Below are 12751 nucleotides of genomic sequence, written 5' to 3'. Positions count from 1 at the left end.
GGGGCGCAGCTTATTCGCGGTCGCTACTTCAACCTAACTTCTTGCTCGAGCGACCCGCTACTAGCAGCTTGGCTATCTGGGAATTCACGACTGCAGCGAACAGGCCGGGATCGTTGAAGGCCCGCGCAGAGAGCATTGCTCCGTGAACCGATGCCATCAGCATTTGAGCTTCGTCTTCCGGCCGCTTGTCCAACTGGAACAGGTGCTGCTCTGCGCCAGCCCGCAGCACTGCGGTAAGCCATCTGGCAAGACCATGGAAATGGGCCCGGACGCGTGATGAGACTTCTTCCGGCAGCATCGGCATCTCGCCGGCAAGCATCGCGCAGACGCAGAACGGCAGCGAGGAATCGCGAATGCACGTCTGCCAGAAGTTGATGTAGGACTGCAGTTGATCGGCGGGGCTTGAGAGCTGCTCCTGGAGAGACTTCAGGCCCAGCTCGGCCTGCTGCCTGTAGCGATCCACCAGCGCCGAGACCAGCTTGGCCTTGGTCGGAAAGTGATGGTGGATGCTCGCCTTCCTGATGCCGATCGCATCCGAAATGTCGGCATAGCTGAACGCGTTGTAGCCTCCCGCGACGATCAGAGACTGGGCAACATCGAGAATTTTTTCTGAGGTGGAAGTCATCGAGCTCATGTCGGCGCCTACCTTCCAGTAGGTAAGTTGTCAAGCCATTGCAGCGCTCCCGGTTCAAACGAAGTCGTGACCGAACAATCGGTTGACTCGGAACAGCTTGCCTACCTACTGATAGGTAGACAAAGGGCAAGGAGCACCCCAATGCAAAGTCAATCTTCGTCCCAATCGGCCTGGCTACGATCCTACTATCTTGCGCGCGCCATCTTCTCGATCGCCTGGGTTGCCGCTGCCGTTCTGTTCAGCCAGCAATCCGGCCTTGTCGGGCTTCTGCTCGTGGTCTACCCGGCATGGGACGCCATTGCCAATCTGGCTGACGCCGGGGTCAACGGCGGTCTGAAAGCCAACCCATCGCAGGCATTGAATGTCGTGGTCAGCACGGTGACGGCGCTCGCCGTGATCGCGGTGATCAGCCACAGCACATATGCCGTCCTGGCCGTATTCGGAGTTTGGGCGATCCTGTCGGGTGTGCTGCAATTATCCACCGGCGTCAGGCGTTGGCGTCACTATGGCGCGCAATGGGCGATGATCCTGAGCGGTGCGCAGTCGGCCCTCGCCGGCGGCTATATGGTCAGCCGATCCATTGGCACCGTTGCGCCAACCATTCTGGACATTGCTCCCTATGCAGGCTTCGGCGCGTTCTACTTCCTGCTTTCCGCAATCTGGCTCGTCGCCGTAGCTTATCGCAGCGCGCACGCCTAGGCGCCGCCGGACGTGGAGCGCGACGGCTTCACTGCCACCTCGACAGCTATTTCCTCTCCGTCGGCGTTGCGTTCGCCGAGGCGGGCGTCGACGCGGCGAGCAGCGGCATTGTCGGCGCGCCGTCGTCCTCGTCGAGGAATTGCTCCACCGACGCCTGGATCGAGGATTTGACGCTGTCGGGGCCTCGATCGCTGAGGTCGTTGTGCTGGAACTCGGTTCTGACCACCTTGATCCCGAGTCTCTTGCACGTCGCGTCGTCAGGAACGACGCCCGGGTCCGACTTGAAGTGCGGATCCTTCGAGCGGAACGACAGGATCTTGATCTTGCCATTGGTGACAAAGGGCACGCGCAGATTGTCCAGCGTGACCACTTTCCGGACCATGTCGGGATGTTGCTTGGCGAAGAACATCGAGATGTCGCCGCCATTGGAGTGGCCGATCAGCGTCAGGTGGCGGTAGTCCGCGTGCGGGTAGAGCTTCCTGATCTCGTCGATCGCATACATGATGTTGGAGATGCCGCGATTATATTGCATGCGGCGGCCGACATATTCCTCGCCGACCTTGGTCACCATCGGAGCGTCGGTATCGAGGTCATGCTGGACACTGACCACGAGGTAGCCGCGGGCGGCGAAAACGTTCGTGAGGAACGAGTATTCGGTGTTCTTGACGGTGTTGCCGTGGCTCAGGATCGCGACCGGCAGATCGATCATTTCGGCCAGGGACTGCATCGCGCGGTCGCGACGGACTGCGATCTCGACCGTGACGGTGCGGTCATCGCGCAGAATGTCGTGGAACGTCACCATCGTGTGGCGGATCGCCCACGCGTCCGTCGTGCAATAAGCGACGATCACCACGACGCACAGGCAAAAGACAACGATGCCCCGTTTCATTTCAGCCCCTGACATTGCGGAACCTGACGCGCGCTGGTTCGGGCATGATCGGGCACTTCGTGCGAACTGCAGCCGGGAGCCGAGCGGGCGCTGTGGCCGCGGAATATCAAGGTCAACCTTTACAGCGAGATGACGATCATACGACAGGCCACCGCGCGGACACGGGGCAACGTCCTGCGCAGATCACAAGCAGGTGAAATCCGGGATGCACGAGCGGTGGTCATAATCGGCAGACGCTCAATGGAAAAGCAGTTTGGTCACTGACCGCAAACTTGGGGAACGCAGCGGTGCGCGTTCAGACGAACGCGCACTCGCTCACATCAGTCCTGATAGGTGAAGAACCCGCGCTGCTGCTGATAGGATGGCCGCGGCTGGTAGTAACCTTGCGGTGCCGGCGCGTAGCCTTGGTTGCCGTAGTACTGGCCGTAGCCCTGCGCGTTGTAAACGCGGCGGTTTGACGGCGGCGCCGGATAGCGGCGGTCGGTCGAACTGCCGTCGGCAGGATAGATATAGCCGTCGTCGGCGCGCGCCGCCGGATATTCGCGCGGCTGCGGTGTCAGCACGACCGGCTCGCCCGCGGCACCATATTGCTGATCATAGTCCTGGTCCTGCGGTGCGCGGCGGGCGACCGCGGTGCCGTTACGCCCACGCGGGTTGCGCGCCAGTGCGACCTGGGCCGAGCCGGTCAAGGTCACGGTGGTGTTGAGCACGCCTTCCTTCTCGACCAGCGCGTAGAGCGTGGAAGCGTTGGTGCGCGACAGCCGCACGCAGCCGTGCGACGCCGGCGTGCCAAGGCGACTGACCGAGTCAGTGCCGTGGATCGCATGCCCGATCTTGGTGAAGAAGATCGAGTGCGGCATCGGCGCGTCGTCGAATTCCTTGGAAAAGTGATCCTCCTCCATGCGGAAGGCGCGGAAGGTGCCGTTCGGCGTTTCGCGGGAGGGGATCCCGGTGGAGACCGGCCAGTGATAGCGCGTGACGCCGTCGACCGCGACGGTCATCTGCTGATTGTCCTTGTCGATGGTGATATCGACCTTGGCCTGCGCGGCGCCGGCGGTGAAAAGCATCACTGTGGTGAATGCAACGAGGAAGGAACGCATCTTACCTTTGGCCTCCAGGCCTGATCGCAGCGCCGTGGCTGTCCGTCCCCGGCAACCAATATGCACGGAATCCGCTTTTGGTTCCAGTGGACCGCGAGCCATCGTTAATCGGGGGCGCGGCGCAAGCAAGGCCGATGGCGGGTTTGTCAGTCACGACGTCCTGACTTTTTCGCGAGCAAGCCGCGACATCGACCCCAATTGGCCGTCAATGCGCAACCATTTGGCCGCAAGCGCATTTCACAATCCCGCCAAGCGGCGCATTCGCGTCGTGTTTTAAGGAATCGAGATGAACAACAGCAAGGTTAAGAGCGCGGCCGCCGTCCCAGCCGGCCCATTCGCGCGGCTCCTGTTCGCGGCCGCAGCCCTCGCCCTGTCGCTGGCAATCCCCCATGCCGGCCATGCCCAGGGCATCGTTCGCGGAGCCCAGCAGGGCGCCTATGAAGGTAATCGGGTGGCCGGACCGGTGGGCGGCGTGGTCGGCGGAGCCGTCGGCGCCGGCGTCGGCGGCGCTGTGGGTGCGGTCAAGGGCGTGTTCGGCATTCCCGACCGCGGCTGGCGGCGCGGCCATCGCTGCCGCGGCTATTACCGCCACGGCCATTTCTATTGCTATTGACGCAGTCGTCGTCTTTCCGCGGCGTCATGAGGAGCGCAGTCCGGATGGAGCGCAAGCGAAATCCGGGGCCGCTCGCCACTCAACTCACGAAGCTCCCGGATTGCGCTTCGCTCCATCCGGGCTACGTGAACTTTGTGAACGACGTCAAGTCTTGAGTCGGTAGCCGGTCTTGAAGATCCACGCCACGATGGCCATGCAGGCGACCAGAAAGCCTACGGTCATGCCGAGGCTTAGCGGCACGCTGACATCGGCGATCTCGGAGAAGCTCCAGCGGAAGCCCGAGATCAGGTAGACCACGGGATTGAACAGCGTGACGGTGCGCCAACCCGCCGGCAGCATGTTCACCGAATAGAAGCTGCCGCCGAGGAAGGTCAGTGGCGTCACGACCAGCATCGGGATCATCTGCAGCTTCTCGAAGCCGTCGGCCCAGATGCCGATGATGAAGCCGAACAGGCTGAAGGTGACGGCCGTCAGCACCAGGAAAGTCAGCATCCAGACCGGATGAGCGATGTGCAGCGGGACGAACAGGCCGGCGGTGGCCAGGATGATCAGGCCGAGGATAATCGATTTGGTGGCGGCGGCACCGACATAGCCGATCACGATCTCGAAGTAGGAGATCGGCGCCGACAGGATCTCATAGATCGTGCCGACGAATTTCGGAAAGTAGATGCCGAACGAGGCATTCGAGATGCTCTGCGTCAAGACCGACAGCATGACGAGCCCCGGCACGATGAAGGTGCCGTAGCTCACGCCCTCGACCTGGGTGATGCGCGAGCCGATCGCGGCGCCGAACACCACGAAATAGAGCGAGGTCGACACCACGGGCGAGACGATGCTTTGCAGCAGCGTGCGCCAGGTGCGCGCCATTTCGAACAGATAGATGGCCCGGATGGCGCGGTAGTTCATGGCGCCCTCACGAGGCTGACGAAGATATCTTCGAGAGAAGATTGTTTGGTGTCGAGGTCCGAGATTCGGATTCCGGCATTGCGGAGATCGTTGAGCAGGCTGGTGATGCCGCTGCGATCGGCCTTGGTGTCGTAGTCGTAGGTCACCGCGCGCCCGTCGCCGGACAGTTCGAGGTTGTAGGCGGCGAGATTTGGCGGGATCGTATCGAGCTTGCTCTGTAGTTGCAGCGTGAGATGCTTCTTGCCGAGCTTCTCCATCAGTGTCGTCTTGTTCTCGATCAGGATGATCTCGCCCCTGTTGATGACGCCGATGCGATCGGCCATCTCCTCGGCTTCCTCGATGTAGTGCGTGGTCAGGATGATGGTGACGCCGGAGGCCTGCAGCGCGCGCACCACCTCCCACATCCCCTTGCGCAATTCGACGTCGACACCGGCGGTCGGCTCGTCCAGGAACAGGACCTGCGGCTCGTGTGACAGTGCCTTGGCGATCATCACGCGGCGCTTCATGCCGCCGGACAGCGTGACGATCTTGCTGTCCTTCTTGTCCCACAGCGACAGGTCCTTCAGCACCTTCTCGATATGGGCGGGGTTCTTCGGCTTGCCGAACAGGCCGCGGCTGAAGCTGACGGTGGCCCAGACCGATTCGAAGGCGTCGGTGTGCAGCTCCTGCGGAACCAGCCCGATCATCGACCGTGCCGCGCGATAGTCGCTGATGATGTCGTGGCCGCCGACCGAAATCTTGCCCTGGCTCGGATTGGCGATGCCGCAGATGATGCTGATCAGCGTGGTCTTGCCGGCGCCGTTCGGCCCGAGCAGCGCGAAGATCTCGCCCTTGGCGATGTCGAGATTGATGTTGCTCAGCGCCTTGAAGCCGGAGCCGTAGGTTTTCGAAAGGTTGGAGACGGAGATGATCGGCGGCATGGACAGGCGATGGCATGAGGGAGGGGCGCGCAAAGCGGCGCCCGGGGAACGGGGCGGGGGTGAGGGTTATCGGCAGATAGGAACGCCCAATCCGTTCTGCAATCACCCGATCGGGCAGAAAATTTATTCTGCGGCGTAGCCCCCGGCGGTGATGCCCTGCCAGGCTAGCTGGCGCAGCAGGACAACTTGGCGACGTCCTTGCCAAAGGAGAGCGCCGCGAGCTTCAGGCCCTCGACGGTGGTGAGATACGGAAAAATCGTCTCCGCGAGGTCATCGACGGTGAGGCCCTGCCGGATTGCAAGCGCTGCGGTCTGAATGCTGTCGGCACCCTCCGGTGCGAGGATGTGCGCGCCGAGCAGCCGGCCGCTCCCGCCATCAGCGACGAGCTTGATGAGGCCGCGAGCGTCACGCGCAGCCAGCGCGCGGGGCACCTGGTCGAGGCTGATCGCCGCGGCGCGAACCGCATGTCCGGCCGCGCGCGCCGCGGCTTCGGTCAGCCCGACGCTCGCCACCTGGGGATCGGTGAATACGACGGCCGGCATCGCACTGTTGTCATAGCGCAAGCTGTCGCCGTTGAGGGCATTGCGCGCCGCGAGCTTGGCGCCATAGGCGGCCATGTAAACGAACTGATCGCGGCCGGTGACGTCGCCGGCCGCATAGACGCCGGCCTTTGTGGTCCGCATTCGATCGTCCACCGCAATGCCGCCTGTGGGCGAAAGGAGGATACCCTGTTCGGCGAGCCCAAGGCCTTCGATGTTGGGTGTGCGTCCGGTGGCAATCAGCACCTGGGCCGCGTCGATTGTCGTGGTCTCGCCGTCGCGCACGATCGCGAGCGCGACACCATTCTCCGTCCTGCGGATTGCGCGGTAGGATATCCCCGAAACGACGGCGATCCCTTCGTCTGCAAAATACCCTGTCAGGGCCGCGCCGATCTCCGGCTCGGCCTCGGGGAGCAGACGAGACCGGCACACCAGTGTCACCTTGACGCCGGCGCGGGCGAACATCTGTGCCAGCTCCGCCCCGACGTAACCGCCACCGATCACAAGCAACGATCGCGGCAGCTCGGCAAGGTCGAGCGCGGTGGTGCTGGTCAGATACGGAATTGCCTCGATCCCGGGAATGGCAGGCACCGCCGGCCGCGCACCAGTCGCGATGATGGTCTTGTCGACGCGAATAGCCGCGCCGTCCACCAACTCGACGCCAGCCTCCGCGAGATGGGCTGATCCTTCACGGTACGTGATGCCGTTATGGGCCGGGAGAATGTTGATGTACTTGGCCAGGCGCATTTGGGACACGAGGTCGTCCTTCTGGCGCACGGTCGCGCGCCAGTCAGTCAATTCAGTCTCGGCCGAGATGCCGGCGAAACGCGCCGCCGCGCGTACATTGTGGAGTTTCTCCGCCGCACGGATCAGGGTCTTCGACGGCACGCACCCGATATTGACGCAAGTGCCGCCGATGGTCCCGCTGCCGATCAGCGCGACCCGGGCGCCTTGATCGGCGGCCGTGATCGCGGCCGAAAAGCCGGCGGAGCCTGCGCCGATCACGACGAGATCGTAAGCGCTGCCATTGCGGCCGCTTGCACGGACACGAGAATTGGCCGATGGATCGGGTGCCGCGTCCAGCGGCATTGGCCCGCCGCCCTCGATCTCCGTGTTGCCCGAATGGTCCGCCGCATCCAGGCCAGCCAGGCTTGGTCCGAACAATGCCCGACCGGCCTCAAGGCCTTCCTGGGCTGACAATCGAAAGCCCGGCTCGTCCGGGCGCCGATCGCGCCAAGCGGAAAGATGATCGTCCGAGCAGAAGAAGGCGGTCGTTGCGCACAGTGAGTTCGCAGCGCATGCGCCCTCGTAGCGGACGCTTTGCCACATGACGGCGGTCGCCGGCTCCACATTGGCCAGCGCGGTCCCTCGATTCCCTGTGACGATACGGATCGGCGCGCCGCAATGGTGGCAGCGCGATGTTATTGCGGTGTCGCGGCGGGTCATGGCGCCGATGCCGAGCGCGTCCACCGTGCACATCGCGTTAACTTGGGTTCGACCGAGCATGACCCGATGGCCCGTGTCGTGGTCGGTGAATGGATAGGCCCCCGTGATCCGCCCGCCGTCGAGGACAAGGAGGTCGCGGCGACAGAGCTCTTGCAGCAGAGGGCGGATGGCTGGCGCGCTCAAGCCGGCGCGTTCTGCAAGCGCGGTCGGGGTCGGCGCGCGGCCGTTCTCGGCATAGAGCTGGAGCAGCGCGACACGTACGCGGTCCGTGACAGGGTCATAGCCGCTCCAACGATCGAACACATGGTCGGATCCGACCATTGCTACGAGTGCGTCTCGGACCGCCGACGAGGCGACCACCGACCAATCCGGAAACGTGACGCCGGGACGCACGACAAAGCTCTGCCGGATCGGAAACCTGGATGCGGAGGATGTGCAGCAATCGTTCATGATGTTAACCTCGCTCGACCATCGGATATTGCGTGCGCGTTCTCCGGAACGTTGCGACATTCATCGTTCCGGATCGCGATCCGACCATCTCCAAGCCGCCTGACTTGCCGAAATCCTTCGCGCCCATACATGCGGTCTGTAGCGACTACAGGGTCAAGAAGGGTTTGTCGGATGCGTGATCACGCCGTGGTGAGGGGCTTGCAACGGGCCGAGCTCGCGGAGCGGATAGGCTGCAATCTGGAGACCGTGCGCTATTACGAGAAAGTCGGCCTGCTGCCAGAGCCGCCGCGCACGGCGAGCGGCTACCGAAGCTATGATACGGGGCACGAGCGCCGCCTTCGCTTCGTGCTGCGGGCGCGCGAGCTCGGTTTTTCGCTGGATGAAGTTCGTGAACTGCTGCGCCTCGTTGACGAGCGCGAACAGCCCTGCGCCGAGGCGCGTGCGGTCGCCGCCGCACATCTCGATGACGTGCGGGCGAAGATCGCCGATCTCAAGCGCATGGAGCGGGTGCTTAAGGACGTGGTGGCACGGTGTGCCGATGGCGCGCTGCCGGAATGCCCGCTGATTGAAACGTTGTTTGCGGGACGCAAATAAGTCGTGGCACAGACGGCGTGCACGGCACAGGCGCTTTACCGCTTCTTCGCCGGCTTCTTGGCGGCCGCAACCGGCGCCGGATGCGCGGGCGGCGGCTCGGCTTGCTCGGCGACCTTGGAGAGGGTCACGATCTGGATCTGATTGTTGACCGGCGCGTTCGGATGCGCGGGGTCGAGCAGTTGCTCCTCGCCGAGCCCGACCGATTGCAGGCGCTTGGCCGAGATCTTGAAGGTGTTGACGAGGATGTCGCGGATCGCGTCGGCCCGGCGCTGGCTGAGGATCGCGTTGCTCTCGCGCCGGCCGGTCGATTCGATGTGGCCGACGATCAGAAAATTGTAGGGCTGCAACGAGGCGTGCACCAGTGCGTCGGCGATGCGCCCGACGGTCTGGTACGACCCCGGCAGCACGATCGGCGTATCGACGTCGAACTGGATGTCGGCGTTGAACGCCGGCAGGCCGGTCAGCTCGGGCGCGATCGGCGGCCGCTTTTGCGGCGGCGGCTCGTTCTTCGAGCGCGAGCGCGACCGCTCCAGCACCTGCTGGCGCAGCGCGGGCACGTCGATATCGGCGGCGTGATCGACATGGTCGAGCTTGGCGACGATGTCGTCGCGTGTGGCCGCTGCCGTTTGCGCCGCCGCAGGCGCGGACGGCATCGTTAGCAGCACCAGCCCACCGAGCATCGCGATGTCGCGCAGGCCTCGCATCAACGTGCGCATCACTGATACCCCGCGTCGTTGATGGCTTGCGCGCAATTCCGGGTAAGATTCTTCGCCGCGACGAGGCAGGGCACGGACTTGCTGGTCTCCTTGGTCGAGCCGCCGCACACCTTGACGATCTCGTGCCGACAGGCGCCGGCGACGGTGATGCGCGCAGCGATCCGCTTCTGGATGGCGTCGAAGGTCGAGAAATAGGTTGCCTTGCAATCGGCCGAGATCGCGTCCCGATTACGCGACAGGCATTCCTTGAGCCGGTTGGAATCGAGGTTGACGCCGCGGCAATTGGCGGTGATGTCAGTGCCGCAGGCCTTGGCGAGCTGCGCCGCCGCATCGCCAAAGCTCAGCGTCTCCGCCACCGCCAGCGACGGCGCAGTAAGCGCGATGACACAAAAGAAAAACCCTGCCCGGACCATGGGGCCATCTCAACCCGTGAATTCAGCGATGGTCAAGAGCTACGAAAGAAAGGAGGCCGTCGGGTCACACCCGCTCGACAAAGCTGTCGACCACCTTCTTCTCGCCGGCCTTCTCGAAGGCGATGGTCAGCTTGTTGCCGTCGATCTTCACCACGTGGCCGTAGCCGAATTTCTGGTGAAACACACGGTCGTCCAGCGAGAATTCCGACACCGTGCCGGTCGATTTCGCCACCAGCTCGCCTTCGATCACCATCGGGCCACGCTTGTTGCGGCCGAAGCCGCCGGACGAGGCATTGCTGTGCGAGCCTGAGAATGCCGACTGCCGCTCCTCGAATCCGCCGCCGCCGCCGCGGTTGCGATTCGCCTGGGCGCGCTGCCAGCCCGGGGTGGTGTAGCTCGAGCCGAATGATTCGAGATTGTCGAAGCGCGAGGCGCCATAGCCGCCGGTGCCGCCCCAGCCGGAGCCGCCCTTGGATTCGGTGATCTCGACATTGTGCGCCGGCAACTCGTCGAGGAAGCGCGAGGGGATCGTGGTCGACCAGGTGCCGTGGATGCGGCGGTTGGTGGCGAAATAGATCTTGGCGCGGCGGCGGGCGCGGGTCAGTCCGACATGGGCGAGGCGGCGCTCTTCCTCGAGCCCGGCGCGGCCTTGTTCGTCGAGTGTGCGCTGGCTCGGGAACAGGCCTTCCTCCCAGCCCGGCAGGAACACGTTGTCGAATTCGAGGCCCTTGGCGGAATGCAGCGTCATCAGCGACACCGCCTCATCGCCGGCATCGCCGTCGCGGTCCATCACCAGCGAGATGTGCTCGAGAAAGCCTTGCAGGTTCTCGAACTCCTCCATCGAGCGGACCAGCTCCTTCAGGTTCTCCAGCCGGCCGGCGGCGTCCGCCGAGCGGTCCTTCTGCCACATCTCGGTATAGCCGCTCTCGTCGAGCACGATCTCGGCGAGCTCGGTATGCGCGGTCACCTCGGACTGGGCGCGCCAGCGGTCGAATTGCGCGACGAGATCGCGCAAGGATCCGCGCGCCTTCGGCTTCAATTCGTCGGTCTCGACCACGGCGCGCGCCGCCTCGAACAGCGGAATGCGGCGCTTGCGAGCGTGGTCGTGCAGCATCTGCACGGTGGCGTCGCCGAGCCCGCGCTTCGGCACGTTGACGATGCGCTCGAAAGCGAGATCGTCGGCCGGCGAATTGATGGTGCGCAAATAGGCCAGCGCGTCGCGGATCTCGGCGCGCTCGTAGAATCGGGGACCACCGATCACGCGATAGGGCAGGCCGAGCGTGACGAAGCGGTCTTCGAATTCGCGCATCTGGAACGAGGCGCGCACCAGGATGGCGACGTCGTTGAGGTTCTCGCCTGTGCGCTGCAGCTCCTCGATCTCCTCGCCGATCGCGCGCGCTTCCTCTTCCGAATCCCAGGAGCCGGTGACGGTGACCTTCTCGCCGTCGACATCCTCGGTGCGCAGCGTCTTGCCGAGCCGGCCTTCATTGTGCGCGATCAGATGCGAGGCCGCGGCGAGGATGTGGCCGGTGGAGCGGTAGTTGCGCTCCAGCCGGATCACCTTGGCGCCGGGGAAATCGTGCTCGAAGCGCAGGATGTTGTCGACCTCGGCGCCGCGCCAGCCATAGATCGACTGATCGTCGTCGCCGACGCAGCAGATGTTTTTCAGCGCGGGCGCATTCTCCGTCATTCCGGGATGCGCTGAAAGCGCAGACCCGGAATCTGGAGATGAGTCCTCCTCACCTCGAGATTCCGGGTTCATGCCTTCGGCATGCCCCGGAATGACGGGAGAATCGAGGCGCCCCGGAATGACATCCGACAGAGGTCGTCCCGGTCGCGTCGGCGCCTGCGACAGCAACCGCAGCCACAGATACTGTGCGACGTTGGTGTCCTGATATTCGTCGACCAGGATAAACTTGAAGCGATTCTGGTACTGCCGCAGCACGTCCGGATTCTCGCGGAACAGCCGGATGTTCTCCAGCAGCAGGTCGCCGAAATCGGCGGCGTTGAGGATCTTCAGCCGCTCCTGATAGGTGGCGTAGATCTTGCCGCCCTTGCCGTTGCCGAACGAGGCGGCTTCGCCCGCCGGCACTTGGGACGGCGCGAGCCCGCGATTCTTCCAGCTATCGATCAGGCCGGCCAGCATCCGCGCCGGCCAGCGCTTGTCGTCGATGTTCTCGGCCTGCAAGAGCTGCTTCAACAGCCGCACCTGATCGTCGACGTCGAGCACCGTGAAGTTGGATTTGAGCTGCACCAGCTCGGCATGGGTGCGCAGGATGCGGCCGCCGATCGAATGGAAGGTGCCGAGCCACGGCATGCCTTCGACCGCCTGGCCCAGCATCTGGCCGAGCCGCACCTTCATCTCGCGCGCCGCCTTGTTGGTGAAGGTCACCGACAGGATCTCGTAGGGCCGCGCGCGGCCCTGGCTCAGGATATGCGCGATGCGCGTGGTCAGCACCCGCGTCTTGCCGGTGCCCGCGCCGGCGAGCACCAGCACCGGGCCGTCGAGCGTCTCGACCGCCTCGCGCTGCTCCGGATTGAGGCCGGAAAGATATTGCGGACCGCCCGCAGCCGCCCGCGCACGCGCGGCGATGCCGCCAGCCGCGGGCTGGTGCTCGGGAACGCCGTGATGGGGCTGTTTGCTCGGCTCGGTCATACGCGAATCGTCTCGGCCCACGATGGCACCGCGGGACGGTGAAAGGGAGCCTTCTTAGCAGGGATTAAAGCCGATATAGGGCTTCATCGGCCGTTTTGACAGGTTTTATCAGGCCGCGCCGGAACGGCTCTGCTGACGGTTTTTCGTCCGTTTGGTTCCAGAAATCGGCGAAAATT

General features: G+C 64.0%; 12 protein-coding genes. 3 read left to right on the top strand and 9 right to left on the bottom strand.

Going from position 1 to position 12751, the window contains the following annotated elements:
• Nucleotides 1–28: 28 nt before the first annotated feature.
• A complete protein-coding gene (locus tag P6U30_RS29040) occupies nucleotides 29–634 on the bottom strand; it encodes a TetR/AcrR family transcriptional regulator (RefSeq protein WP_407166240.1) in 606 nt (201 codons plus the stop codon).
• Nucleotides 635–775: 141 nt separating this feature from the next.
• Between P6U30_RS29040 and P6U30_RS29035 the strand changes: the two genes are divergently transcribed.
• Entirely contained in the window at nucleotides 776–1333 is a 558-nt protein-coding gene (locus P6U30_RS29035) for a DUF308 domain-containing protein (RefSeq protein ID WP_407166239.1), read from the top strand.
• 46 nt (nucleotides 1334–1379) lie between these two features.
• Here P6U30_RS29035 and P6U30_RS29030 read toward each other — a convergent pair whose 3' ends face one another.
• Together P6U30_RS29030 and P6U30_RS29025 are read right to left on the bottom strand one after the other, a co-directional pair.
• Nucleotides 1380–2222 carry an alpha/beta hydrolase gene (locus P6U30_RS29030; protein WP_407166238.1) on the bottom strand — a complete coding sequence of 281 codons (843 nt, stop codon included), beginning with the start codon at nucleotides 2220–2222 and terminating at the stop codon, nucleotides 1380–1382.
• A 320-nt stretch (nucleotides 2223–2542) separates the two neighbouring features.
• Complete coding sequence (locus P6U30_RS29025; RefSeq protein WP_407166237.1) at nucleotides 2543–3322, bottom strand: L,D-transpeptidase; 780 nt, start codon at nucleotides 3320–3322, stop codon at nucleotides 2543–2545.
• A gap of 286 nt (nucleotides 3323–3608) precedes the next feature.
• On the opposite strand from P6U30_RS29025, the gene P6U30_RS29020 reads away from it, so the two are divergent.
• Nucleotides 3609–3935 carry a hypothetical protein gene (locus P6U30_RS29020; protein WP_407166236.1) on the top strand — a complete coding sequence of 109 codons (327 nt, stop codon included), beginning with the start codon at nucleotides 3609–3611 and terminating at the stop codon, nucleotides 3933–3935.
• Nucleotides 3936–4079: 144 nt separating this feature from the next.
• Here P6U30_RS29020 and P6U30_RS29015 read toward each other — a convergent pair whose 3' ends face one another.
• The 3 genes from P6U30_RS29015 to merBA form a co-directional block, all read right to left on the bottom strand.
• Complete coding sequence (locus P6U30_RS29015) at nucleotides 4080–4841, bottom strand: ABC transporter permease (protein ID WP_407166235.1); 762 nt, start codon at nucleotides 4839–4841, stop codon at nucleotides 4080–4082.
• Nucleotides 4838–5761, bottom strand: coding sequence for an ABC transporter ATP-binding protein (locus P6U30_RS29010; RefSeq protein WP_407166234.1), 924 nt, complete (start codon nucleotides 5759–5761; stop codon nucleotides 4838–4840). Before P6U30_RS29010 ends, P6U30_RS29015 begins: the two co-directional genes overlap by 4 nt.
• A gap of 164 nt (nucleotides 5762–5925) precedes the next feature.
• Entirely contained in the window at nucleotides 5926–8196 is a 2271-nt protein-coding gene (gene merBA, locus P6U30_RS29005; RefSeq protein ID WP_407170558.1) for a bifunctional organomercurial lyase/mercury(II) reductase MerBA, read from the bottom strand.
• Between the two features lie 171 nt (nucleotides 8197–8367).
• Between merBA and P6U30_RS29000 the strand changes: the two genes are divergently transcribed.
• Nucleotides 8368–8790, top strand: coding sequence for a MerR family transcriptional regulator (locus tag P6U30_RS29000; RefSeq protein ID WP_407166233.1), 423 nt, complete (start codon nucleotides 8368–8370; stop codon nucleotides 8788–8790).
• Between the two features lie 35 nt (nucleotides 8791–8825).
• Here the strand turns inward: P6U30_RS29000 and P6U30_RS28995 are convergent, their stop codons facing one another.
• The 3 genes from P6U30_RS28995 to P6U30_RS28985 form a co-directional block, all read right to left on the bottom strand.
• Nucleotides 8826–9506, bottom strand: coding sequence for an OmpA family protein (locus P6U30_RS28995; RefSeq protein WP_407166232.1), 681 nt, complete (start codon nucleotides 9504–9506; stop codon nucleotides 8826–8828).
• Entirely contained in the window at nucleotides 9506–9919 is a 414-nt protein-coding gene (locus P6U30_RS28990) for a hypothetical protein (RefSeq protein WP_407166231.1), read from the bottom strand. The genes P6U30_RS28995 and P6U30_RS28990 overlap by 1 nt, the downstream gene beginning before the upstream one ends.
• Nucleotides 9920–9983: 64 nt before the next feature.
• On the bottom strand, nucleotides 9984–12575 hold the full coding sequence (locus tag P6U30_RS28985; protein ID WP_407166230.1) for an ATP-dependent helicase: 2592 nt from the start codon (nucleotides 12573–12575) through the stop codon (nucleotides 9984–9986).
• Between the last annotated feature and the right edge of the window lie 176 nt (nucleotides 12576–12751).

This window comes from Bradyrhizobium sp. ORS 111 (assembly GCF_045571485.1).
Taxonomy (GTDB): Bacteria; Pseudomonadota; Alphaproteobacteria; order Rhizobiales; family Xanthobacteraceae; genus Bradyrhizobium.
Note: the sequence above shows the minus strand (reverse complement) of the source record. Positions and strands in the feature narration are given on the sequence as shown.

Excerpts from the sequence above, each read along its gene's own strand:
- P6U30_RS28995 (WP_407166232.1), bottom strand. The coding sequence starts at position 9,506 with ATGCGCACGTTGATGCGAGGCCTGCGCGACATCGCGATGCTCGGTGGG.
- P6U30_RS29020 (WP_407166236.1), top strand. The coding sequence starts at position 3,609 with ATGAACAACAGCAAGGTTAAGAGCGCGGCCGCCGTCCCAGCCGGCCCA.
- P6U30_RS29040 (WP_407166240.1), bottom strand. The coding sequence starts at position 634 with ATGAGCTCGATGACTTCCACCTCAGAAAAAATTCTCGATGTTGCCCAG.
- P6U30_RS29000 (WP_407166233.1), top strand. The coding sequence starts at position 8,368 with ATGCGTGATCACGCCGTGGTGAGGGGCTTGCAACGGGCCGAGCTCGCG.
- P6U30_RS29015 (WP_407166235.1), bottom strand. The coding sequence starts at position 4,841 with ATGAACTACCGCGCCATCCGGGCCATCTATCTGTTCGAAATGGCGCGC.
- P6U30_RS28990 (WP_407166231.1), bottom strand. The coding sequence starts at position 9,919 with ATGGTCCGGGCAGGGTTTTTCTTTTGTGTCATCGCGCTTACTGCGCCG.
- P6U30_RS29010 (WP_407166234.1), bottom strand. The coding sequence starts at position 5,761 with ATGCCGCCGATCATCTCCGTCTCCAACCTTTCGAAAACCTACGGCTCC.
- P6U30_RS28985 (WP_407166230.1), bottom strand. The coding sequence starts at position 12,575 with ATGACCGAGCCGAGCAAACAGCCCCATCACGGCGTTCCCGAGCACCAG.
- P6U30_RS29025 (WP_407166237.1), bottom strand. The coding sequence starts at position 3,322 with ATGCGTTCCTTCCTCGTTGCATTCACCACAGTGATGCTTTTCACCGCC.
- P6U30_RS29035 (WP_407166239.1), top strand. The coding sequence starts at position 776 with ATGCAAAGTCAATCTTCGTCCCAATCGGCCTGGCTACGATCCTACTAT.
- merBA (WP_407170558.1), bottom strand. The coding sequence starts at position 8,196 with ATGAACGATTGCTGCACATCCTCCGCATCCAGGTTTCCGATCCGGCAG.
- P6U30_RS29030 (WP_407166238.1), bottom strand. The coding sequence starts at position 2,222 with ATGAAACGGGGCATCGTTGTCTTTTGCCTGTGCGTCGTGGTGATCGTC.